Annotated in this window: 20 protein-coding genes and 2 pseudogenes; 5 read left to right on the forward strand and 17 right to left on the reverse strand. The window is 39.9% G+C overall.

All coding sequences use genetic code 11. The annotated features are described in order from the left end of the window. Positions 1 to 201: 201 nt before the first annotated feature. The 3 genes from xylB to xylA are packed head-to-tail and all read right to left on the reverse strand — an operon-like array spanning position 202 to position 3,174. Positions 202 to 1,701 (reverse strand): xylulokinase, encoded by a 1,500-nt coding sequence (gene xylB / locus ACWJJ5_RS05495; RefSeq protein WP_436335862.1) that lies wholly within the window; start codon positions 1,699 to 1,701, stop codon positions 202 to 204. Beyond that, on the reverse strand, positions 1,698 to 1,832 hold the full coding sequence (locus tag ACWJJ5_RS05500; RefSeq protein WP_255764307.1) for a hypothetical protein: 135 nt from the start codon (positions 1,830 to 1,832) through the stop codon (positions 1,698 to 1,700). Before ACWJJ5_RS05500 ends, xylB begins: the two co-directional genes overlap by 4 nt. Positions 1,833 to 1,836: 4 nt before the next feature. Beyond that, positions 1,837 to 3,174 (reverse strand): xylose isomerase, encoded by a 1,338-nt coding sequence (gene xylA / locus ACWJJ5_RS05505; protein ID WP_454022274.1) that lies wholly within the window; start codon positions 3,172 to 3,174, stop codon positions 1,837 to 1,839. 263 nt (positions 3,175 to 3,437) lie between these two features. Here xylA and xylR point away from each other — a divergent pair, with 263 nt between their 5' ends. Beyond that, on the forward strand, positions 3,438 to 4,592 hold the full coding sequence (gene xylR / locus ACWJJ5_RS05510) for a transcriptional repressor XylR (protein WP_326361191.1): 1,155 nt from the start codon (positions 3,438 to 3,440) through the stop codon (positions 4,590 to 4,592). Between the two features lie 162 nt (positions 4,593 to 4,754). Here xylR and xynB read toward each other — a convergent pair whose 3' ends face one another. Together xynB and ACWJJ5_RS05520 are read right to left on the reverse strand one after the other, a co-directional pair. Further along, positions 4,755 to 6,356: a xylan 1,4-beta-xylosidase gene (xynB, locus tag ACWJJ5_RS05515; RefSeq protein ID WP_454022275.1), complete on the reverse strand. Its 1,602-nt coding sequence runs from the start codon at positions 6,354 to 6,356 to the stop codon at positions 4,755 to 4,757. A gap of 42 nt (positions 6,357 to 6,398) precedes the next feature. Further along, positions 6,399 to 7,790 (reverse strand): MFS transporter, encoded by a 1,392-nt coding sequence (locus ACWJJ5_RS05520; protein ID WP_454022276.1) that lies wholly within the window; start codon positions 7,788 to 7,790, stop codon positions 6,399 to 6,401. Positions 7,791 to 8,336: 546 nt separating this feature from the next. Between ACWJJ5_RS05520 and ACWJJ5_RS05525 the strand changes: the two genes are divergently transcribed. Next, positions 8,337 to 9,431, forward strand: a complete 1,095-nt coding sequence (locus ACWJJ5_RS05525) for an L-dopachrome tautomerase-related protein (RefSeq protein WP_454022277.1) — start codon at positions 8,337 to 8,339, stop codon at positions 9,429 to 9,431. Positions 9,432 to 10,056: 625 nt separating this feature from the next. On the opposite strand, the gene ACWJJ5_RS05530 is transcribed toward ACWJJ5_RS05525, so the two are convergent. The 3 genes from ACWJJ5_RS05530 to ACWJJ5_RS05540 form a co-directional block, all read right to left on the reverse strand. Beyond that, entirely contained in the window at positions 10,057 to 10,794 is a 738-nt protein-coding gene (locus tag ACWJJ5_RS05530; protein ID WP_326375237.1) for a PIN-like domain-containing protein, read from the reverse strand. Positions 10,795 to 10,970: 176 nt separating this feature from the next. After that, entirely contained in the window at positions 10,971 to 11,228 is a 258-nt protein-coding gene (locus tag ACWJJ5_RS05535; RefSeq protein ID WP_326375236.1) for a PIN-like domain-containing protein, read from the reverse strand. 370 nt (positions 11,229 to 11,598) lie between these two features. Next, positions 11,599 to 12,366: a hypothetical protein gene (locus ACWJJ5_RS05540; RefSeq protein WP_326375235.1), complete on the reverse strand. Its 768-nt coding sequence runs from the start codon at positions 12,364 to 12,366 to the stop codon at positions 11,599 to 11,601. Between the two features lie 196 nt (positions 12,367 to 12,562). Here ACWJJ5_RS05540 and ACWJJ5_RS05545 point away from each other — a divergent pair, with 196 nt between their 5' ends. Together ACWJJ5_RS05545 and ACWJJ5_RS05550 are read left to right on the forward strand one after the other, a co-directional pair. Continuing rightward, positions 12,563 to 12,745: a type II toxin-antitoxin system HicA family toxin gene (locus ACWJJ5_RS05545; RefSeq protein WP_127069684.1), complete on the forward strand. Its 183-nt coding sequence runs from the start codon at positions 12,563 to 12,565 to the stop codon at positions 12,743 to 12,745. A 67-nt stretch (positions 12,746 to 12,812) separates the two neighbouring features. After that, complete coding sequence (locus ACWJJ5_RS05550) at positions 12,813 to 13,229, forward strand: type II toxin-antitoxin system HicB family antitoxin (RefSeq protein WP_454022278.1); 417 nt, start codon at positions 12,813 to 12,815, stop codon at positions 13,227 to 13,229. 380 nt (positions 13,230 to 13,609) lie between these two features. Here ACWJJ5_RS05550 and ACWJJ5_RS05555 read toward each other — a convergent pair. Then, positions 13,610 to 13,987, reverse strand: a pseudogene (locus ACWJJ5_RS05555) (ArpU family phage packaging/lysis transcriptional regulator); the annotation flags it as partial. Positions 13,988 to 14,354: 367 nt separating this feature from the next. On the opposite strand from ACWJJ5_RS05555, the gene ACWJJ5_RS05560 reads away from it, so the two are divergent. Further along, positions 14,355 to 15,179, forward strand: a complete 825-nt coding sequence (locus tag ACWJJ5_RS05560) for a hypothetical protein (protein ID WP_411306887.1) — start codon at positions 14,355 to 14,357, stop codon at positions 15,177 to 15,179. A 57-nt stretch (positions 15,180 to 15,236) separates the two neighbouring features. Here the strand turns inward: ACWJJ5_RS05560 and ACWJJ5_RS05565 are convergent, their stop codons facing one another. The 8 genes and pseudogenes from ACWJJ5_RS05565 to spoVK form a co-directional block, all read right to left on the reverse strand. Further along, positions 15,237 to 15,344 (reverse strand): DUF7667 family protein, encoded by a 108-nt coding sequence (locus ACWJJ5_RS05565; RefSeq protein WP_454022279.1) that lies wholly within the window; start codon positions 15,342 to 15,344, stop codon positions 15,237 to 15,239. Positions 15,345 to 16,076: 732 nt separating this feature from the next. Then, a pseudogene (locus tag ACWJJ5_RS05570) lies at positions 16,077 to 16,560 on the reverse strand (ERCC4 domain-containing protein). Between the two features lie 53 nt (positions 16,561 to 16,613). Beyond that, positions 16,614 to 16,868 carry a hypothetical protein gene (locus tag ACWJJ5_RS05575; RefSeq protein ID WP_224759936.1) on the reverse strand — a complete coding sequence of 85 codons (255 nt, stop codon included), beginning with the start codon at positions 16,866 to 16,868 and terminating at the stop codon, positions 16,614 to 16,616. A 286-nt stretch (positions 16,869 to 17,154) separates the two neighbouring features. Further along, complete coding sequence (gene glnA / locus ACWJJ5_RS05580; RefSeq protein WP_003154048.1) at positions 17,155 to 18,489, reverse strand: type I glutamate--ammonia ligase; 1,335 nt, start codon at positions 18,487 to 18,489, stop codon at positions 17,155 to 17,157. Between the two features lie 57 nt (positions 18,490 to 18,546). Continuing rightward, positions 18,547 to 18,951 (reverse strand): MerR family transcriptional regulator, encoded by a 405-nt coding sequence (locus ACWJJ5_RS05585; RefSeq protein WP_077722362.1) that lies wholly within the window; start codon positions 18,949 to 18,951, stop codon positions 18,547 to 18,549. Between the two features lie 109 nt (positions 18,952 to 19,060). Then, positions 19,061 to 20,326, reverse strand: a complete 1,266-nt coding sequence (locus ACWJJ5_RS05590) for a methionine gamma-lyase family protein (RefSeq protein WP_077722361.1) — start codon at positions 20,324 to 20,326, stop codon at positions 19,061 to 19,063. A gap of 16 nt (positions 20,327 to 20,342) precedes the next feature. After that, a complete protein-coding gene (gene hflX / locus ACWJJ5_RS05595; RefSeq protein ID WP_003154051.1) occupies positions 20,343 to 21,605 on the reverse strand; it encodes a GTPase HflX in 1,263 nt (420 codons plus the stop codon). A 129-nt stretch (positions 21,606 to 21,734) separates the two neighbouring features. Next, positions 21,735 to 22,703, reverse strand: coding sequence for a stage V sporulation protein K (spoVK, locus tag ACWJJ5_RS05600; protein ID WP_015417523.1), 969 nt, complete (start codon positions 22,701 to 22,703; stop codon positions 21,735 to 21,737). Between the last annotated feature and the right edge of the window lie 180 nt (positions 22,704 to 22,883).

Consider the following 22,883-nt stretch of genomic DNA (forward strand, 5'->3'; position numbering starts at 1 on the left):
TCTCAATAATAAAAAACATCCCCCTCACGCAATGTGAGGGGATGTTTTGTGTGTATACTTCTCAATTCATCGTCATATGAGTTTAGACTGATGCAGTCACAACTTACAAGAATGCTTATCAGTTTCCTTCAATAGCTAACACATTTGAAGTTACATTAGCGCTGCCGTTGCTTTGATATCCCTCAACTGACCTCCTGAAAATTAGGTTTGTCGAAAGCTCTTTAAAGCTGTATTGAGATCTTTTGTGTGAACGTAAATGTTCTTATACAACTCGAATAATGTTTTATATTTTTGAACATTTTGTTCTTTTGGATAAAATGCAGCTGCTTCATGAATGAACTGCTCTGCACATTCTTCAAGAGAGTCAAACCACCCGCTTCCGAAGGCGGCTAACATCGCAGCCCCCATGGCCGGACCTTGTTCATTTTCTAACTTAACCACCCTCGTATTGAAAATATCAGCCTGCATTTGAAGCCACGTTTCATTTTTAGCTCCCCCGCCAATAGAGACAACCGTATCAACTGATTTTCCCGCTTCGCGGAATAGCTCAATTGATTCATATAAAGAGAATGTGATGCCTTCCATTATCGCCCTCAAAAAGTGCTCTCTTTTATGGGCTCCGTCCATTCCGATCAAGCTTCCCCGAATAGATGAATCAGCATGCGGCGTTCTTTCACCGACCAAGTAAGGAGTGTACAGCAGTCCGTTTGCTCCTATCGGAACAGATTCCACGCCCTGCAATAATTGTTCAAACGATTCGTTCGGCGCAAACGTTCTTTTAAACCAGTCCAAACTGTACCCTGCAGCGAGCGTGACTCCCATCGTATAAAAAGAATCCTTCTTTCCATGATTAAAAAAGTGCACTTTCCCTTTAAAGTCCCTTTCTTTGTCTTCTTCACAGGAAAGTATGACTCCTGACGTCCCGATACTGCATAATGTTTTTCCCGAAGAAAGAATACCGGCTCCGACAGCACCGCAAGCATTATCTGCTCCCCCAGCGTATACTTTTGTTTTTTCGAGCAGCCCTGTCTTCGCCGCAACGCTCGGAAGCAGCGATCCTACACAGTCATGGGATTCAACCAGCGGAGGACAAATTTCCGCTGAAATACCAAATTGATTGCAAATCTCATCGCTCCACTCTTTGCGGGTCATATGTAAAAGTAACGTTCCTGCCGCATCGGAGTATTCGGTGTGAACGGCGCCGGTCATGCGGAATCTCACATAGTCTTTCGGAAGCAGAAAAACAGCGGTTTTGTTAAAAAGTTCAGGCTCATGTTCCTTCACCCATAACATTTTAGGTAATGTAAACCCTTCAAGGACACGATTTTTTGTGATATCAAGCAGATGATCGCCAAATGTCTCGGTTATCCTGCTGCATTGAGGCGTCGTTCTGGTATCATTCCAAAGAATCGCATGACGCAGCACCCGCCGATCTTGATCAAGCAGTACTAACCCATGCATTTGACCTGAATAGCTAATCCCGTCAATATCTCCGGCTTGAACGTTGGATATCGAAATCAATTCAGCCAATGCTTCAATTGTTTGCTGCACCCAGTCTTCAGGATTTTGCTCACTATATCCCGCCTTCTCTTGGATGAGCGGATAACTTTTGGACGCTTCTGCACAAACCTTGCCGTTTTGATTGACTAAAATGGTTTTAACGGCACTCGTTCCAAGGTCTATTCCAATGACATACTTCATTTTTTCACTCCTTCCTCTCTAAATAGATCCCCATTGAAATGACCCGCCATAACAGTAACTTCATGACGGGCAATTCCGGGAACTTGGCTGCCTGCATCTTTTATGGCGGGATCTGGAGCTTCTTTTTTCATTTGGTTATACCTGTAAAATGTATTGGTTTAATATCGCTTTTAGCCGTTCCTGTCTCCCTGATTCGTTTTTAATTGGCTGATTGTTCAGCGCATATTGCTCAAGTGTCTTAAAATCAGCTCTTCCTTCTGCAATTTCAAGACCAATCCCTTCAGTAAAGCTGCGGTAACGGTGTTGAATCACATCTTCAAACACACGATCTTCGATTAACTTGTGTGCGACTTTCAATCCTCTTGCAAATGTATCCATCCCTGCAACATGGGCATATAGTAAATCATCAGGCTCAAAAGAAGATCTCCTGACCTTTGCGTCAAAGTTTAATCCTCCGCTTCCAAGACCGCCATTTTGCAGGATTTCGTACATTGCTAATGTCGCAGAATATAAATCTGTCGGAAATTCATCTGTGTCCCAGCCTAAAAGCGGATCACCCTGATTCGCGTCAACAGAGCCAAGAAGGCCATGCACTCTCGCCATGCGTAATTCATGTTCGAATGTATGCCCGGCTAATGTGGCATGATTGGCTTCGAGATTTAATTTAAAATGATTGTCTAAGCCGTATTGCTTTAAAAAGGCAATGGTTGTTGCTGCGTCCGTATCATATTGATGGGTGGTCGGCTCTTTTGGTTTTGGTTCAATCAAAAACTGCCCTGTATACCCGATTTCCTTCGCATAATCCACTGCCATATGCATAAATCTGGCCATATTATCAAGCTCAAATTTTAAATCGGTATTTAACAAAGTTTCGTACCCTTCACGTCCGCCCCAAAATACATAGTTCTCAGCGCCAAGCTCTTTTGCTGTTTCTAATCCTTTTTTTACTTGGGCTGCGGCATACGCAAATACATCTGCATTACAAGAAGTCGCCGCACCATGCACAAAACGGGGATTCGTGAACATATTTGCAGTATTCCATAAAAGCTTAACGCCGCTGGTTCTCATGTAGTCTTTTATCATGTCCACGATTATATCCAGATTTTGATTTGTCTCTTTTAACGTACTTCCTTCCGGTGCGATATCCCGGTCATGAAAAGCAAAAAATGGCGCATCCAGTTTTTCAAACATCTCAAACGCTGCATCTACCCTCGCTCTCGCCAGATCCATGCCTTTATAGTGATCCCACGGTCTCTGCATCGTAGCTGCGCCAAACATGTCTGTGCCGTCAGCGGTAAATGTATGCCAATAGGCAATAGAAAATCGCAGATGCTCTTTCATTGTCTTTCCGCCGATTACTTCTTGAGGATTATAATATTTAAATGCTAAAGGATTAGTGGAATCTTTCCCTTCGTAAATCACTTTGTTTACGCTTTCAAAATAGCCGACTGAACCAGAATGAGAGTGAGCCATGTGTGATTTCCCCCTTAAAAATAAATTCTAAACATGATCATTCAAATACAGATGCTTTTATGTCATGTTATATATTAGTTTGTTGCCTAAACAAACTAACTTATTTTCATCTTATATAACCTCATCAGTATTTTCAATATTTTTTTTAGTTTTTTACGAACACATTAGATATAATAAAGGTTGCATTCGCTATGTACTGCGTTTCGCACGATAACACAGAACGTTCAACTTAATTTAAAGATTATACAAATGGAGTGGATGAAGTGGATATCGCTGATCAAGCCTTTGTCAAAAAAGTTAACCAAAAGTTATTACTAAACGAAATACTTAAGAATTCTCCTATTTCAAGAGCAAAATTATCTGAAATGACCGGATTAAATAAATCAACTGTTTCGTCACAGGTAAACACATTAATGAAAGAAAACCTCGTATTTGAAATAGGTCAGGGACAATCAAGCGGCGGCAGAAGACCTGTCATGCTTGTTTTTAATAAAAAAGCAGGATACTCCGTAGGAATAGATGTTGGCGTGGATTATATTAATGGCATTTTAACAGATCTTGAAGGGACGATCGTCCTTGACCAACACCACCATTTGGAATGCAATTCTCCAGAAATCACTAAAGATATTTTAATTGAGATGATTCATCACTTTATTGCAAATATGCCGCAATCTCCGTACGGGCTTATTGGTATAGGCATATGCGTTCCCGGGTTAATTGATAAAAATCAAAAAATTGTTTTCGCTCCGAACTCCAACTGGAGAGATATTGACTTAAAATCTTTCATCCAAAAGAAGTTCAATGTGCCCGTTTTTATTGAAAATGAGGCAAATGCCGGCGCATATGGAGAAAAAGTATTTGGTGCTGCCAAAAATCACGATAACATGATTTATGCAAGTATCGGTACAGGGATAGGAATCGGCGTTATTATAAACAATGATTTATACAGAGGGGTTGGCGGATTCTCTGGAGAAATGGGACATATGACAATAGACTTTAATGGTCCGAAATGCAGCTGCGGAAACCGAGGCTGCTGGGAATTGTATGCTTCAGAAAAGGCTTTAATAAAATCTCTAAAGACGAAAGAGAAAAAAGTGTCCACTCAAGATATCATAGACCTCGCCCATCTGAATGATATTGGAACTTTACATGCATTACAGAATTTTGGTTTCTATTTAGGAATAGGCCTGACCAATATTTTAAATACATTCAATCCGCAAGCCATCATTTTAAGAAACAGCATCATTGAATCGCATCCTATGGTTTTACATTCAATTAAAAGCGAAGTGTCATCCAGGGTTTATTCCCACCTAGACAATAGCTATGAACTATTACCATCTTTCTTAGGAAAAAATGCACCCGCTTTAGGAATGTCCTCTATTGTGATTGATCATTTTCTCGACATGGTTCATAACTGAAATGTATAAACTTCTATGTTTTACGCTCATCTTTAAAGATGGGTTTTTTGTTTTGTTATTTTCATCCTGAATGGGAGCATATCTGACGTGTTTTTCCACACAGGCACTTTCTAATATGAAAAAGGAGTTCCAAAATAGAAAGCTCCTTTTTCATGCGGACATTCATTTTTCTTTATAACGGAAATATCTGAAGTCGGCCGGAATATGATTTCCGCTCGTATCTTGGCATTGCATCCCTACAAAAGCTCCTGTAAAGAATCCCCCGCCGCGGATATAATCATCTGATAATTTTTTCGATTCCAATGCAATGTCGATTTTGTGCCAATCTTCTTTGTTAAATGAATAGAAATAATAATATTTTTCGTTTTCAATATTCACTTTTAAATAGACATACTTGACTTCACGAGGAATTACAATTTTATTTTTTAACGGTTGTGAAAAAGAAAAGTTATCACATATCGTTAAATCAAGAATACGGCCAAGTTCTTCATCATGCGTGACTTGAAGAGCCGTCCAGTTCTCTGTATTGTAATAGTTCACCAAACCAGCGGCTTGCTGAAAATTTTCCGGATAAAACGCAACAGCCGTTTCCGCTTCAAAATGGAGACTTTGCCAGCGTCTGGCTACAAATGCCTGAGTAAATGTCGAAGTTAAGGATTCATGGCCGTATAATCGTAAATGATTTGGCGCTTGAGTTAATGAACCTAATTTCTCCGTAAACGGGATTCTTAATGTTTGAAAATTAATATTTAATGCTGCATCCTCAAATTCATCAACTTCCGGATACGTGTCTTCAAACAGTGTTTCAGGTATAGAAGGCGCATTCACCTCCAAGCTCCCTTCTTTTCCGCCTTCTACATAAGGCCAGCCATCTTTCCAATAGAGCTTTTGAATAGCTGTTTCTCTGCCCAAAGGACAATATCCTCTCTGCTGAAAAATTGAATCATCGTCCAGATGAATGGGACGTCCCGTTAAATGAGCTAAATACCACTCATCTGTATGTGTGTGAACAATAGATGCATGCCCGCATTTTTGCAATGGGTTTCCTGGATCATGCCATGACGTTAAGATTGGGTTATCAGGATGAACTTCATATGGCCCCTCAATATTTGCAGAACGGGCAATTGTAGCAGCATGTTCGAACCGCGTTCCTCCTTCTGCGGTTAATAAATAATAATAGTTCCCGATATGATAAAGGTGCGGCGCTTCCGTCAGCTTTCTTTCAGTTCCTTTAAATATCACTTTCGGTTTACCGATCAGTTTTTGCTCCTTATCAGAATATTCCTGCATGACAATGCCTCCAAAGGAGTGCCGATCAATACGCTGATCCCATAACATATTTAATAAATATTTTTTCCCATCCGTATCATGGAACAAAGAAGCATCAAACCCCGAGCTGTTTAATGTGATCGGCTCCCCCCAATCACCATCAATCGTATCACAAGTCACTAAATAATTGTGGCAATCTTTCCAGGCGCCATCTACAACCTTAACATCCGTATAGATCAGCCAAAACTTTCCGTCGCTGTAACTTAAACATGGCGCCCAGACCCCGCCTGAATTAGGATTTCCTTTCATGTCTAATTGCGAAACTCTCTGTAATGGATGTGCAACTAAGTGCCAATTGACTAAATCTTTTGAGTGGTGTATCTGGACTCCCGGAAACCACTCAAATGTAGATACAGCGATATAATAATCCTCTCCAACCCTGCAAATACTCGGATCGGGGTTGAATCCTTTAAGTACTGGATTGATAATCTTCATGCAGAACGCCTCCTCAGCTATTTTCTGTTGACTCATCATGTTTTAAGCTTTGAAATCGTCAATATGATCCAAATAAACTTTGTCTCTATTCTCTAATTCTCGCACCATGTTTTTATATTTTTTCTCATCTAAGTTATAGAAATTAATATCAATCATGGCCAGAACCAGTAAGAACACGGGAATAATGGTTGCTGTAATTAAAATTCCCGTCAATGCCTCCGGCGTTTGCACCTGATTTGCCACATATCCAAACTGATCTAAAACCAAACCCGGTACAACCCCTCCCAAGGCCATGCCGAATTTAAAGAAAAATCCGATAATAGCGTATATGAGACCGCCCATTCTTTTCCCGGTCTTATACTCTCCATATTCGATTGTTTCAGGTATAAGCGCCCACATATAGCCCCCGGCAGTGAGACTTCCGGCAGCAGCCAGCAATCGAAAGGAAAGTATCAGGAATATATTACTTGACGGAACGAACAGTAAAGCTAAGAGGCCGATCATATTCAGTAATAATGCATAATTTAGTAATTTCTTCTTCCCTAATAATTGATGAAGCTTTGGTATAAACGGTAAAATGACCAAAGCAGGCAAACTTCCCAACAAACCGTACCACTTCACTAAATCCGCTCTTTCTAAATTATACGTTACGTAATAGATGCCAACCGAATTACTGATTGAATTCACTCCAAAAATAATAATAAAGAAAATACTTAATACAACTAGAGGCCGATTAACACGAAATTGCTCAAATATATCCGAAAATTTAATTTTTTCTTCAGATTTTTGAAGCGTGACACGCTCTTTTGTGCTTTTAAAACAAAAGATTAAAAGGCACCCGCCTATAACTCCCATAATACCCATGGTTAGCTGCCAGCCAAGAGATTCGCTGCCGAAAGTATCGCTTAAATAAGCAGCCAGTAAGGGAACAAAAAATGCAACGACAAGTCCCCCAAGATTCGCAAATAACATACGGACAGACGTTATACTAACAACTTCTTGATTATTTCGGGTCATTGCAGATGTTAACGCGCCATATGGCACGTTTATCATTGTGTATGTAAGCGACAAGCCGACATAGGTGATATAAGCATATATTAATTTCCCCATATCCGAAAAATCCGGGGTTGTAAAACAGAGTATTGCCAATATGACAAATGGAAAAGCTCCGAATAAAAGATACGGTCTGAAGCGCCCAAACCTGCTATTTGTTCTGTCAACTATTGTTCCGATAAAAGGATCAGCGAGAGCGTCGATGATTCTAACCACTAAAAACATCGTACCGGCTGTTGCTGCCGGTAAACCAAATATATCTGTATAGAAGAACAAAAGATAAGTAGACACTGTTGCATAAATTAAATTACATGCAAAATCTCCAGACGCATATCCAACTTTTTCAACCATGCTGATCTTCTTTACATTTTCACTGAGCATGATTTCCTCCCCTTTTCGATCCTTTACATAAGGAACATTATGAAATGGTATAACATTTCTTCAATTTTATCGGCCAGTGAAGGCTTTATAAAAGCGCTTTCAAAAAAATGATAGCGATTTACTTTCACAGAGCATTTTCTTCATAGTGAACAGGATAAAAGCTTGGCTTTCACTTTTTATATACCTCCAATTAAATCGAGCCTCTTATCCCCCTCCCATTTAAGACCTTTACATGATGGGCAATTAAAGTGGTTTCATTAGTTTGTTGATCGAACAAACTAACTTGATTTCATATTATAAAATCTTTTCTGCTTTTTCAACTCTTTTTTCAGAGAATTTAAAACCGACCAAAGGACGTACCATGTTGTAATTGCCGGCTGCTTCGACAGACGTTAAATAAAAACCCCATGTGTCACCTGACTGATTTATTAAATGATAAGCACTTCCATCATCTTTTGTTTAGTAAAACTTATTAAGAAACATGCACTTGAAAAAATGCGAATCATATATAAGTGATATCCCGTTTAATTGGTTGAGGAGGATATTATGAAACCTATGCTGCCTTTTGAAAAATATTTTGGTGATTTAGAACTGGTTTATGCATTTTATGGAGCTATGCCTACCGGTGTTACTGTCTCAGAAACCGGTCGTATATTCATTTGTTTTCCGAAATGGGGAGACGATGTTAAATTTACGGTTGCGGAAATAATTGGGGATAAATTGCAGCCTTATCCTGATTTACAAACCAATTTGGTTAACCTTGAGAATATCAAAATGACTTTCATCAGTGTCCAAAGTGTAGTTGCTGATGGAAGAGGAACGATTTGGATACTAGATACAGCGGCACCCAATTTTTCTGAACCAATTAAAGGCGGGGCAAAATTAGTCGCTGTTGATTTAAAAACCAATACAATCAGAAGAGTGTATACCTTTACAGAAGATGTTGTCCTTCCAACAACTTACCTGAATGATGTCCGATTTGATTTTCGTGTCGGAACTGCAGGTTATGCCTATATAACGGATTCTTCTTCCAAAGGACCAGGAGCTATTATCGTCGTTGATTTAGAAACCGGAAACGCATTTAGACGGTTAAATGGAGCAAATCCAACTTCACCGGATTCCTCTTTTGTACCGAAAGTAGAAGGCAAAATTTTGATGAATCGTAACAGGGATGGTTCAACTTCCCCATTTAGGCTGGCATCCGACGGTATTGCGATTTCTCCTGACGGAAAGGTATTATTTTTTTGTCCACTGACCAGCCGTCATCTGTTCTCGATCTCAACAGAAGCCCTGAGAGATAGAAATATATCGGACATGGATTTACTTTATCATGTGGCGTATTGGGGAGAAAAAGGCGCGTCTGATGGAATGATTACAGATGCAAAAGGAGCCGTTTATGCCGGAGATTACGAGAACAATAGTATTCGAAAGATGCTGCCGAATGGCACAATGGAAACCATCGCACATGATCCGAGAATTTTATGGCCGGATACTTTTTCGATTGGTCCGGATGGATACTTATACGTCATCGTGAACCAATTACATCGGCAGGCTAGATTTCATTATGGAGAAGACTTACGACAGAAACCTTATAGTTTACTTCGTATCAAAATTGATGAATTTCCTGCTCCTGCTTTTTGAAAATAAAAATGGCCGGTTCAATTTTAGAGCATAATTGGCTTCATTTAGCCTTCATCCTAAACCGAATAAGGGATTACAATAAATACGTGTCCTCAATTATGGAGTTAGATTCATAACTTCAATTTTTTTTGGTCATATTTTGGTCAAGGACCAAAATATCGACCTCTTAATCTTATGACAAAATCAAAAAATCCCCTGACACCAAGAGTGCCAAGGGATTGAGAGATTAATACTGAGACATGTATTGTTCGCGCTCCCAAGGGTGAACTAATGCTGCACCTGTGATAAAAAGAAAATCATTTAACAAAAGCAGCAGCATGAATGCGAATATTTTTTTCGCGTTTACACCGCCTTAGAAAGAGAATGACGCTGATTTGATATATGAGTTAAGGTCTCTTATAGTGTTCGCCGCATATCGCTTGCAAACAAACATCGGACAATATTTTCACCCTATAATGGCCCTTTCGTATGAGTAAAGCAATGATCTTTCAAACAATGCTGACAAAGATAATTGTCTCGTATCAATGCAAGTTGTCTTGTTCGTTTCCAATCTATTGATTTATAAAAATACGTGGCAATAATATCACCTCTTTAATTGCTAAAAAAATGCTCTTTTTAAAGAGCATTAATTTTGTAGATATTTTGTTATATTGTTTATACAATGCGTTCCTTTTGAAATAGCCCAACCAACACTGAAATCATCCACACCTAATAAACCAAGATCAATATCTCTATTAATTGTTATGATTGTTTCTATTTCTTCACGAGTTTTTCTACTAATTATATTATTTGCAACTAAGGAGTTTAGTGCTATATATATATCGCCTTCTATTTTAAGCTCTTCTTTTTGACAAAGATCTTCGACGAGTTCAAATATTCTTCGGGTAATTTTATCTAACTTCTCCTGAGAATTAACTGGTTCTATGACAGTTAATTCATCTGAGTCCTCTACTTTAAATTTTGTTTTGTAGTTGGATAAGTCTTCTCTTACATCTTCACTTACATCTGAATTTAAAGACGTTATAAAATCTTTTGGGGTAATATGTGCAAAATCCTTACCAGTTTGTATAAAGAATTCTTCAATTAATTCACGCCTTGCAACTATGGGGTTTTCATTATTATCCTTATAGACCCAATCACTTTTTTTATCCCCACTAACAAAAACCACATCAGTGTCCAGTTGAAGAATTGAAAACCATATAATAAAATCTCTTGAACTATTTTCCTCTTTAGGATTATCTTTATATCCCGGCGGAATTTTATTTTTAAAACGTTCTTCAGCCTCTTTCATCAGATCCTCATCGGTTTTTCCATCCGGTGGGAAAATAATCGTCTCTTGTGCAATTTCCAGAATACTGTCCAAGAAATGGTCTTCATAAAAAAAGTTTTTTTAGATGGTCTCTTAGCTCAACTAATCCATCCTTATATTCTTTAAGGGCACTATGATGATTCTCTTGTAGGGTCTCAATATTCTTAAGGATATCTTTTCCTTCAAGCATGGGAACACGTTCCCTTATTGGATTTTTGTCTCTTTGTAACTTACACCTGGTCTATATCATTCATTCGTTGTTTAATTTCTTTTGTTCTATTCTTAGAAAATTCCTTTATAACTTGTAAAGGAATTCTAAGTCTATCTTCACTTTTTAATCGCTGTAAAGTTGTTAAAACTTTATTAACTGTTACTTCTCTCCACTGATAAGCGGCTAGTAAAACGTTTGTATCAATTACAATTGTCGATTCTTTTAGCAACTCAGAAGCTGGTTTTGGTTGATATAAGTATCGTTTCCAATCCTTCATTCATAACTTTCCTACAAAATTTTTTTATATTCTTATATATTATCGGTTAAGCATACCAAAAAGAAACCAATCGCGAAATTTTTCGAACGATTCACCAGAGTTGTTTGGGAGAACAGAACATAAAAACGCCCCCGCTCATCAGCAGTGCCACTCCCTTTATTTATTGCCTATTACTTATTACCATAATTATCTGTGCCGTTATTGTGCCATGCTTTAAATTGGACAACGTACAAATTATTCTCTGACAAAGTTAATCCCTCCAAAACAAAAAGCGCCTTGCCTGAATCGGGAAAGCGCCTGGTTATATTTTACAAACTAGCTTTAAAGGCTGGTTAAACGTTGATTAGAATTACCGTAAACAAAGACTTAATTAGGTGCTTGAAGGATTATTATTTTCAAATTCACCCGGTTTTTCTTCCAATTCTAAAATAAGTTCATTCAAAATTTCTTCATAAAGTTCACTTTGTTTATTAATCCTATGACTTTGTACCAAGATATGTCCTGCAATTATTAAACCTAATAAAAATAGGGTAGTTCCACTAGCATAATAAATAAAATTATCGCCAACTAGCTTTAATTTACCACCATTTATTTTTTTTATGCAGTTCATTATATCTTTATTAAAAATAATTGAAGTTGTTAAACCAAGGATTGCAACTATTATAGAATTAGCAAAGAGGTTTAAATTTTTTTTACCTGAACTCACTTTATTATATATTCTTAATAGCTTTAACCTTTCGAGGGCTTGGTCTCTATCAGTTTCTGCCCATTCTTTGAGTGATTTCTTTATTTCTTCCATCACTGCAATAATGTCATTTATTTTAGAAATTTCGTGTGAAAATGGCTTTTGTTCAGAAGTTTTTACATATATCGGGTCCTTCCTGCCGCTTAAATGAGAAAGAAATGTTAACACCCCGTATAGCAAAGATAACAATAATATATTAGATAGCAGAAAGCCTGTAATCTCAATAATTTGACCCGAACGCCGAATCATACCCAGAGACACGCCAACTGAAGGTACCAATATTATTGATTGGATAAGTAAGTGTGAAAAATTTTGTGTTGGAAAAAATACAAAAATCACTATTTTTCTTATCAAATGCCATAAATAAAACAATATCTTCTTTAAAACTGTCATTAAATCTCCTCCCCTCTTATTATCGGTAAAAGGTAGGGACAATGGAACAATTTACGAAATTTGTCGAACGAAAATTCTTTTCATAAATTAGTCTCAACCGTAAGACAAAAAATGTTTTTTTCAAAAGAAAGCATAAACACGTATTATAACAACACGTGTTATAATGAGTATATAGAAAGGAGATGGTAATCATCTAATGAGTTCGCAAGAATTAATCAAGCTAATTGAAAAAGATGGTTGGTACGAAGTCCGAGCAAAAGGAAGTCATCATCAATTCAAACATCCGACAAAGCCCGGAACGGTTACCATCCCACATCCTAAAAAAGACTTTCCAAAGAAAACATTGAAATCAATCCTTGAGCAGGCGGGGCTAAAATAGCCCTCCTTGCAAAAGGATATATAAATATAAATAATAAGAATAAAAATAAAATAAAGGGGTTAATAAATTGAAGAAAGAACGTTACATTTATCCTGCTCTTTTCGATTATGATGACGACGGCATCACTGTAACATTTCCAGATTTACCTGGGTGTATCACTTTTGGCAACTCCGACGAAGAAGCTTTAGCAATGGCAAAAGAAGCTATGGCCTTGCACCTTTATGGCTTCGAACAAGACGGCGATATAATACCTGAAGCTACACCTTCAAGGGAAATCAAAGCAGAGGAAAGCCAAAGCATCGTTTTAATTGAAACTTGGATGCCCCCATTTCGTCATGATATGGAAAATGCAGCAGTTAAGAAAACACTTACTATCCCCCGCTGGATGGATGACATCGCAAAAGAGCATAAAGTGAATTATTCACAGTTGCTTCAAGAGGCAATAAAAGAACATCTTGGGATTTATAAAAATCCAAGGTCTTAATTGCCTTAAGTTAAGTTAACATTTAAATGGGCAGCCTACCGGTTGCTCTTTTTTTATCGACTCCTTATGCTAATCGCTTATTAAGAATTGCGCCTCACACATACTTCGAGAGGAAGCCAAGTACAGTAAGATCGAAGGTAAAACGAAATTACTATTCCCCGATACGGCCGCCGCAGACCAGCTGCTATCCAGGCTCAGAATGCTCCTCTCGTTCGGCTTCATTCCTCAACACCTTTGTTCCGTATCCAGATACGCCATTGATAAGGGTTAGGCGCGTCACCCGTGTTTTGTTGATAAGTTAAGTTTATCGGGATTCCAAACATAAATAGCCCCCAATTTGCCCCCTGTTTTGTCGGGAATTTGTTGATAAAAAGCACACAGATAATTCCGAATGCTGTAGCAATGCGTAAAATGGCACGCTGTTTTATTTCATAATAGTATCCTTTTTCATCCCGAGTTCCATATAAATATTAATGTCTTTCATCCTGGCAGCCGTCAGGTATTTCTTTTCAATAATTAAACGTTCTTCATCGTCCAAGCTGTTTTTTAAAGCCCGTTCCATCTGCTTGACTTTGAGTTCATTAACGGTAAATGAATCCCGGAGAGAAGGGAAAATGTTAATGCCGGCAGACGAACATTCCTTTTTATTCTTTAATTGGCCTTTGAGCGCGCGGTAAATTTTTCAGTTCTTTGATGACTATTTTTCGGACGGCCTTTTCGTCCACATCATCGAGAAAAGATAGCTGTTCTTTTAACATCTTTTCCCTCCCTTCGTTCATTTTTCTTTTCCCCATTCTTGGATCCGTCTTTCCAGATCTCCATCCAGATGAATGGAGTAGCCAGAATGACGATTCCATAGCTTCCCCCTTCACGGTTCCGACCGCATTATCTGATCTTGTGGTTATTAAAAATTTTTGTATCGAAATCCCCACTAAATAATTGAGATCGTTCATGCTTTTTGCATGTGCAATTCTTCTGATCCTAAGCGATCTCCATATCTGTCATTGTCATTTTCAATTCCCGATACTGGGCGGTGGTGAATCCGATATAGTCAATGACCTCCCACACCAATCACCTACTTTTGTGGTAAAATTATGATAAAAAATAGAATGGAGTTGTTTTGGTTTGTGTAATGAGATAACGTCAGATTATTTAGCATTACAATTAGGTTTATATCAACCTTTCATCATCAATGAAGAAAACGCTGATCAATTTGAAGCTTGTATGAAGACTCCCAAAAAGTTTCAATTTGATTCCTACTGTATTGAATGCAAAAAAGAGTCTACATTTAAATTTCATTCACAGAGAGGATATCTTCCGGTATATCCACCTGAGCACGGCCCAGTAAATTTTCTAGATAGGATAAAAGTTGACTATCCCATAGACTTATTATTAAAATGTCAAAGAGACGGAGACCATCTATTCTATTTGTCGCTACTTATTCGTGGTAATAAAGTGACTAAGATAGGACAATATCCGTCCCTTGCTGACCTTCAATTACATAAAATTGATAAATATCGAAAAATCTTAAATGACGACTATCGGGATTTTTCAAAGGCAATACGACTGAATTCCCAAGAAATTGGTGCCGGTTCATTTGTTTACCTTCGCAGAATCTTTGAAAATCTAATTGAAGAAGCCAGGCAAACTGCGGCATCCCAAGAGTCTCAATGGGACAACAGCATTTTTGATCGTTCAAAAATGGATGAAAAAATTAAGCTACTTAAAAATTATTTACCAGAATTCCTTGTTCAAAATAGACAACTGTATGCAATTTTAAGTAAAGGTATACATGAGCTAACTGAAAAAGAATGCCTTGATCTATTCCCTAATGTGCAACTTGCGATTGAATTGATTCTCGATGAAAAAATTCATCAAAAAGAGAAACAGAAAAAGATATCTTCAGTACAGAAATTTGTATCAGCTACTATTGAAAGATTGAAAAGCTAGAGACTAGCCATCTTTTCAGGATGGCTTAATTTTTTGTCCCTTCCCTGCTGTGGCCCATCAATGGAAATCCACAGACACTTCTCCAAGTTGGCTGCACACATCGTGTTGCCAATCGCCATCCTTTGTAGTGAGAGCAATTAAGGACTGATACTTTAAGGCAGCCACCTTCCAGCACTTGTTCAGGTTTGCATCCAGGCAGATCCTATTCGCTCATTTCCTCACCTTCTGGAGCCCGTGACGCCTACAAGATGCTTATCGATTAAACTTTCGGCCAGCTGCGGTACCTCTTGTGATTCTTCAAACCCTACAAATGCCATGGTCATTTTCCCCTTTCAATCAATTTCTTTTGAATATCCCGTCTAATCCTTTTAGTGAAAGCTCATATAATTCATCAGGTGTTTTGTACTTAAAGCCCTAAAAACAGGACAATAAGTTTTACCCATCACATTATACATAAATTAGAAATATGATGAACTGTAAATTATTTTTCAAGGTTTTAAAATGTATCCAATGTATTATCTTGTTCCGTCACCTTATATTCACAATAATTACACACAGAATATTCAAAGATCGGAACTAAGAAAATATCAACCAAGTATCGGTCAGATTATTTCAGCCCCAGCAGATACGATTAGAAGGTACTAGAATATTTATTCATGATGTACGGTTTGAATATGACAACACAATACGCGACTGGATGGAATTCATCTATGTCGTATATCCAATAGTAAGAGGTACTGGGGTATGTGCTATAGAGAGTAGATGGATATCACTTAACGAACTAGATGGTAAACAACAAATCTCACGATAAAAATACGTGATTATATAAGAAACCAGACAGCAAAACTCATTTTGTATATAATAAATTTTTACAACTTCTCTGCTGTCTGGACTTTGCTATAGTAATCCACCTTTTAATAAATCTCGAGCCATATAATTAAAATAGTAGATAAATGTATTTTACGATAGCGTTAGGACTGATAAAAACGGGCGAAAAGCCGTAGCGAACCTCAAATGTTTTCAAGCTGCCCAACAACGCTTTCGGTTCATATTTTGAACGATATTTTCCGTTCAGTATTTTTTGATACCCTTCCAGGTCTCCCACAAGAAGAGTAAATGGATGTCTGGATGCTCTGATCAATTCATTTTTAAACCGAGAACTGTCTTTAATCGACTGCACCAGCTCGTCCACTCCGTTTTTTCGTTCAATGGCTGCATTTAAATACATATCACGAATGATTCCAAATTCATCATTCTTGGGAATCATGGCCGAGTAATCGCCGGTTTTCATTCCTTTGAACTTGATTGCCACTTTCTTTTTACGGAGATAATCAAGAACATGCTGATTTTTTTGCTCCCTCGTATCCACAATTATGACCATGCTGCCCAGAATTTCTTTTAACTCCGTTTCCGATTAGTTACAGTGAATAATTGTCATGCTTTCTTCCCCTTAAAATACGACATGTCCCCGTCATAAATTTCTATGGAAAGCTGGTCCTTTTCCTCGCTCTCAAAGTTTGAAACGGATTCTTTTAGCTCCCTCCAGCCGTTCTCCCAAAAGAGAACGAGTAATTTCATCACTTTCATAACTGATTCAAAATCATGATTGAACCAGTCGTCTATTTTTCTATTAATATCTTGATCAATGCCCATGTAATAATTAATAATTTTATCTATGGTCTGTTTCACACTATGTTCATGATCCGAGTATTCACCTTTCAAATATCGAATAATACAAGAACGACTGGGCCATAAAAGTATTCAAGTTACATCAGATATTTACTCACACATCAGCAAAAAAATTGACAGAGATTCAATGAATAAGTACGAGGATTATATCTCCACAATTATGGAGTAATTTTTTATTGATTTTTCGTGGGTGTTTTGTGGGTGGTATTTTATTTATATTAAATTATTAAATTTGTTAACAAATCAAAAAAACCCCTGACACCAATAGTGCCAAGGGATTGAGAGATTAATATTGAGACATGTATTGTTCGCGCTCCCACGGATGAACCTGTGTGCGGAACATATCCCATTCGATTTCTTTTGCTTCGATGAAGTGTTCGAACAGGTGCTCGCCGAGCGCTGCAACCATGACTTCGTTTGATTTGAATTCGTCGAGAGCTTCCGCCAGTGTCGCCGGAAGATCTACGATGCCGTTTTCCATGCGCTCTTCTTTGCTCATGACGTAGATGTTGCGGTCAATCGGAGCCGGTGCTTCAAGTTTGTTTTTGATTCCATCAAGGCCTGCTGCAAGCAATACGCTTAACGCCAAGTACGGGTTTGCCGCCGGGTCTACGCTGCGGACTTCAACACGCGTGCTGATGCCGCGGGAAGCCGGGATACGGATCAGCGGGCTTCTGTTTTGCGCGCTCCATGCCACGTAGCAAGGTGCTTCATAGCCCGGAACAAGGCGTTTGTAAGAGTTCACTGTCGGGTTTGTGACAGCCGTAAAGCTTGTCGCGTGTTTTACGATACCGGCAATGAAATGTTTTGCTGTTTCACTCAGCTGAAGATCAGCGTCTTTATCAAAGAATGCGTTAACGTTATCTTTAAAGAGTGATAGGTTGCAGTGCATACCGGAACCGTTTACGCCGAACAGCGGTTTTGGCATGAATGTCGCATGCAGACCGTGTTTGCGGGCGATCGTTTTGACAACCAGTTTGAAAGTTTGGATGTCGTCACAAGAACGGATGGCACCGGCATATTTAAAATCGATTTCGTGCTGACCCGGAGCAACTTCATGGTGAGATGCTTCGATTTCAAAGCCCATTTCTTCAAGCTCAAGCACGATATCGCGGCGGCAGTTTTCTCCCAAGTCAGTCGGAGCCAGATCGAAGTATCCGCCTTTATCGTTCAATTCAAGCGTCGGTTCGCCTTTTTCATCTAATTTAAACAGGAAGAATTCAGGCTCAGGTCCAAGATTGAAATCGCTGAAACCGAGTTCTTTCATTTCTTTCAGAATCCGTTTGAGGTTGTTACGCGGGTCACCTTCGAACGGCGTGCCGTCCGGATTGTAAATGTCACAGATGAAGCGTGCTACTTTACCTTTTTCAGCCGTCCATGGGAAGATTACAAATGTGTTCAGATCAGGATATAAGTACATATCAGACTCTTCGATACGGACGAAACCTTCGATGGAAGAACCGTCGAACATGCATTTATTATCAAGTGCTTTTTCAAGCTGGCTCACAGGAATTTCCACGTTTTTAATCGTTCCGAGAATGTCTGTGAATTGAAGGCGGATATACTTTACGTTTTCCTCATTTACTAATTTTACGATGTCTTCTCTTGTGTACTTTGCCATTTCGTAAAACTCCTCCTCTAAAAGGTAAATGTATATAGCAAAACAGTTGCTAACGGATTAATGAAAGAATCGGGACATGTCACCTTGGCGGAAAGTATTTCCCCGCTGGAAACGGCCTGCCTGCATCAGTTCGTTTTTCAGAAGCTTTCTGAGTTCGTCATCAGACAGATTGTGCTTCATCGATTTGGCGGTTTTTTCGGATTTTTCTTCCGGTTCGGCAGATGCCTTATCCAGAATTTGTTTGATCCCCGCCATATTGACGCCTTGTTCAATCAGATTTTTGATTTCTAACAGTTTATCTACATCATGGAATGAAAATAATCGTCTATTTCCTTCGCTTCTCGCTGGAAATATCAATCCATTTTCCTCATAATATCGAATTTGCCGGGCAGAAAGTTCTGTTAACTGCATGACAATCCCAATTGGAAATAAAGGCATTGAGCGGCGAATGTTATCACTCATCTCAATTTCCTCCTTTTCTTATCTTAGTCTCATTATAGGTGATGTTATATTTTGTGTCAATACAATGTAAGGAATCTTAACATCAAATTCTTTGAAAATTGCAACCGGCCTAAATCAGCTCTTTTTCCATTAAAGCATTTACGGCGCTGCAAATCGCATTTTTCACGTGCGCGTAGGTTAATCCTCCTTGGACATACGCGACATAAGGCGGTCTGATAGGTCCATCTGCTGATAATTCAATGCTTGCTCCCTGTACGAAAGTGCCCGCTGCCATAATGACATCGTCTTCATATCCCGGCATATAGCTCGGATAAGGCGTCACATGCGCATTAATCGGTGAAGCATATTGTATCGCCTGGCAAAAAGCGATCATCTTATCAGGGTCCTGAAACTCAACTGACTGAATCAGATCCGTTCTCGGCGCATTCCATGCTGGGTTTGACGTAAAGCCGAGCTTTTCAAGAAAACGGGCGGTAAATACCGCGCCCTTCAAGCTTTGCGCCACTACATGCGGAGCGAGAAAGAAACCTTGATACATTTCCTGCAGTGAATAAAGCGAAGCCCCGGCTTCACTTCCGATTCCCGGGGAGGTCATCCGGTAAGAGCAGGCCTCAATCCACTTGGCTTTCCCTACAAGATAGCCGCCCGTTTTAGCAAGGCCGCCGCCCGGGTTTTTAATCAGGGAGCCGGCTATAAGATCCGCTCCGACGTGGCAGGGTTCCCGCTCTTCTGCAAATTCTCCGTAGCAATTGTCCACAAAAACAATGACATCTTCTTTGATTTCCTTTACGAAACGAATCATCTCTTCAATTTCATTTATTCTGAAAGACGGACGATTCGCATATCCTTTTGAACGCTGGATGCCGATCACTTTTGTATTCGGTTGGATTGCAGCCCGGACCGCTTCAAAGTCCACTCTGCCTTCTGATGTTAAATCGACTGCATTGTATCCGATTTGAAATTCCTTAAGCGAGCCTGAATACTCCCCGCCTCTTACTCCGACGATTTCCTCGAGTGTATCGTAAGGCTTGCCTGTGATATAAAGCAATTCGTCCCCGGGTCTCAGCACGCCGAAGAGCGCGATTGAAATCGCATGCGTACCGGAAATGATTTGCGGCCGCACAAGTCCCGCCTCTCCTCCGAACACATCAGCATAGATCTTCTCCAGTGTATCTCGTCCGATATCATCATAACCGTATCCGGTTGAAGGCGTAAAATGCGTATCGCTTACTTTATGTTTTCTGTAGCTTTGCAGGACTCTCCATTCATTCCGTTCACTGATTTCTTCTATTCTTTTATGAACGGCGGAGATTTCCGCTTCTGTTTCTTCGGCGGTTTTTTGTAAAAGAGCGCCGTGGGTCAGTGTGTCAAACATGTTGTGTATACCTTCCTTACATGAATTTCTTCAATTCTCCGAGTATGCTTTGTTCTTCCTGTACATAACCTGAGACTTCGTAGCGTTCATTTTCTTCATTAAAATAAAGGCTGTCGATCATGGTCTCTGATTTGATGCGTGACATCAATTTGCCTTCAGCGGCAGGCACATGAACTTCATACGGCATCATCAGCTCCCGGCGCAAATAAGCTTCGATTTCCGCTTTTAGTTTTGCTTCATCCCCGGCGATTCTGGCGCTGATCATGATGTGGCCTTCTCCCGCTGTCGGGATGAAGTCAGGAAGTGTCTCGTCACGTTTGTTATAAGCGGTCAGCACCGGAATATCATCTGCCTCAAGCTCTTTTAACAGACCGAGGACAGTCTGTTCATGCCCGGCATAATCTTCATTGGATGAATCAATGACATGAATGATCAAGTCTGCTTCCTTCACTTCCTCAAGCGTTGAACGGAAAGCGGCAATCAGCGTCGTCGGCAGATCCTGAATGAAACCGACCGTATCAGACAAAAGGACGCTGTAGCCGCTTGGGAGCGCCATCTTTCTCGTCATCGGATCAAGTGTTGCAAACAGCAGATCTTCTTCATAGCTGTCTGAGCTTGTTAATTGATTGAACCACGTTGATTTTCCTGCATTGGTATAACCGACGAGTGCAGCCTGAAGCACACCGTTCTTTTTGCGTCTCTCCCGATAACGGCTTCTGTGGCGGATAACCGTTGACAGCTGCACGTTAATTTCGTGTATGCGGTTTCTAATGTGGCGCCGGTCTGTTTCAAGCTTTGTCTCACCGGGCCCTCTCGTCCCGATTCCGCCGCCTTGTCTTGAGAGATTGATTCCTTGTCCGCTCAGACGCGGCAACGCGTATTGAAGCTGGGCCAATTCGATCTGAAGCTTTCCTTCTCTCGTCTTCGCCCTTTTTGCGAATATATCCAAAATAAGCTGCGTGCGGTCGATGATCTTCGCTTCAATTGCAGTGGCGAGTGATTTAAGCTGGCTCGGTGACAGTTCATCATTAAAAATAACCAGATCCGCTTCAAGCTCTTCACACAGCGCCTTCAGCTCGTCTACTTTCCCCTTGCCTATGTATGTAGCGGCATCCGCTCTGTTCCGTTTTTGCGTAATCCGGGTCAGCACCGTTCCGTCAGCCGTTTTTGTCAATGAAGCAAGCTCTTCCATGGAATGTTCAAAGTGCTCATCTGTCATGTGCGGAAGCTGGCAGCCGACCAAAATGACCGTTTCTTTTTTTCCTTCCTGTTCGTTCAAATGGATGTTCCTTTCTGTGTCGTATTGGGCAGTAGTACTATCATACCAAACCCGCAGGGCGTATACCACACATCCGGCGGGTTTTAAAGAGAGAAATAAAAAAGAGACCCCTCAGACCGGCTGAGAGGTCTATTCGTGAGCTGCCGCCTCATCTTTTATAAGTAAATCCTGGCTCTTGATCGTCATTAAATCGTTTTTTAAGTATTGGTCTCCCATTAAAAGCCTCATGGCCTGAGCGCGGATTGATTTTTCAATCACGTTTCTGACAAAGCGCCCGTTGCTGAATTTAATGGGGCTTGTCGTGCTTTTCACTGTCATTAAGTAATCTTTTAACTTCCACTCGGCTTCCTGGCTTAATTGATACTCCCGCTCTGCTATCATGCGCTTTGCGATGTCCATCAGCTGAGTGACAGAGTAATCCGGAAAATCGATGCTGATAGGGAAACGCGATTGCAGACCGGGATTTAATGACAGGAAATGTGTCATTTCTCTCGAGTACCCTGCCAGGATCAGAATAAATTCATGCTGTTTGTCTTCCATATGTTTGACAAGCGTATCAATCGCCTCTTTACCGAAATCCTTTTCTCCGCCCCTTGCAAGTGAGTATGCTTCATCAATGAATAAAATGCCCCCGAGCGATTTTTTAATCAGATCTCTCGTTTTTTGCGCCGTGTGTCCGATGTATTCACCGACCAGATCGGCACGTTCCGCTTCGATCAGATGTCCTTTGGAAAGAACGTTCATTTCGAAGAAAAGCTTGCCGATCAGTCTCGCGACGGTGGTTTTCCCGGTGCCGGGGTTCCCTTTGAACATCATATGAAGAGCTTGTTTTCCGACTTTCAGCCCTTGTTCGGCCCGTTTTTGGTTGACGAATATCCAGGCGTAAATTTCTTTAATGTTGCGTTTCATTTCTTCCATACCCACTAATGTGTTCATTTCTTTTTCAATTTCTTTCAGAATGCTGTGCTTGGCTTCATTTTTTTGCAGGGCGGCCTGATATTCCGCCTCAGCTTCTGCATTTGTCAGCACTTGCTTTTGGCCATTAAGAATGATGTTAATTTGTCCGTTATTTTTATAGGTTACAGCGCGTTCCAACATGCTCACCTCTCTGTTCTCTCTTTATCTTACTCATGATGAAGAGGTTCGGTGACATCCGCCTATCATCATGAGGCCCGTTTTCCTCTTTATCTGTCACTTTTTCCGTTCTCTTCGGGAATGATGTTGAATCCTGCGCTTTCCCGAGAAATATTTTTCATTTCTTATTGTATTCAGCAGAAA

It is taken from the genome of Bacillus sp. JK74 (assembly GCF_053663395.1).

Excerpts from the sequence above, each read along its gene's own strand:
- ACWJJ5_RS05540 (WP_326375235.1), bottom strand. The coding sequence starts at position 12,366 with ATGACAGTTTTAAAGAAGATATTGTTTTATTTATGGCATTTGATAAGA.
- ACWJJ5_RS05590 (WP_077722361.1), bottom strand. The coding sequence starts at position 20,326 with ATGTTTGACACACTGACCCACGGCGCTCTTTTACAAAAAACCGCCGAA.
- xynB (WP_454022275.1), bottom strand. The coding sequence starts at position 6,356 with ATGAAGATTATCAATCCAGTACTTAAAGGATTCAACCCCGATCCGAGT.
- ACWJJ5_RS05525 (WP_454022277.1), top strand. The coding sequence starts at position 8,337 with ATGAAACCTATGCTGCCTTTTGAAAAATATTTTGGTGATTTAGAACTG.
- xylA (WP_454022274.1), bottom strand. The coding sequence starts at position 3,174 with ATGGCTCACTCTCATTCTGGTTCAGTCGGCTATTTTGAAAGCGTAAAC.
- glnA (WP_003154048.1), bottom strand. The coding sequence starts at position 18,489 with ATGGCAAAGTACACAAGAGAAGACATCGTAAAATTAGTAAATGAGGAA.
- spoVK (WP_015417523.1), bottom strand. The coding sequence starts at position 22,703 with ATGTTGGAACGCGCTGTAACCTATAAAAATAACGGACAAATTAACATC.
- ACWJJ5_RS05545 (WP_127069684.1), top strand. The coding sequence starts at position 12,563 with ATGAGTTCGCAAGAATTAATCAAGCTAATTGAAAAAGATGGTTGGTAC.
- xylB (WP_436335862.1), bottom strand. The coding sequence starts at position 1,701 with ATGAAGTATGTCATTGGAATAGACCTTGGAACGAGTGCCGTTAAAACC.
- ACWJJ5_RS05585 (WP_077722362.1), bottom strand. The coding sequence starts at position 18,951 with ATGAGTGATAACATTCGCCGCTCAATGCCTTTATTTCCAATTGGGATT.
- ACWJJ5_RS05520 (WP_454022276.1), bottom strand. The coding sequence starts at position 7,790 with ATGCTCAGTGAAAATGTAAAGAAGATCAGCATGGTTGAAAAAGTTGGA.
- ACWJJ5_RS05535 (WP_326375236.1), bottom strand. The coding sequence starts at position 11,228 with ATGAAGGATTGGAAACGATACTTATATCAACCAAAACCAGCTTCTGAG.
- ACWJJ5_RS05500 (WP_255764307.1), bottom strand. The coding sequence starts at position 1,832 with ATGAAAAAAGAAGCTCCAGATCCCGCCATAAAAGATGCAGGCAGCCAA.